1 protein-coding gene is annotated in these 245 nt (G+C 64.9%); it reads right to left on the reverse strand.

The features are described from left to right. Positions 1–245 (reverse strand): transposase (locus SM191_RS19755; RefSeq protein WP_341507683.1); only part of this gene is annotated, 245 nt, incomplete at both ends.

Consider the following 245-nt stretch of genomic DNA (forward strand, 5'->3'; position numbering starts at 1 on the left):
GGACGATGCAGGTTTGAACCACGGCGTCGGGAAACACGGCGGTGATCGCCTCGGGAAAGCCTTTCAGCCCGTCGACGACGGCGAGCAGGATGTCCTCGGCGCCGCGGTTCCTGAGCTCGTTCATGACCCTGAGCCAGAATTTGGCACCCTCGTTCTGCTCCAGCCACAGGCCCAGCACCTCCTTGGCACCATCGGCACGGACGCCGAGCGCGATGTGGATCGCCTTGTTGCGCACCATGCCCTCG

The organism is Sphingomonas sp. 2378, assembly GCF_038084995.1.
Taxonomy (GTDB): domain Bacteria; phylum Pseudomonadota; class Alphaproteobacteria; order Sphingomonadales; family Sphingomonadaceae; genus Sphingomonas.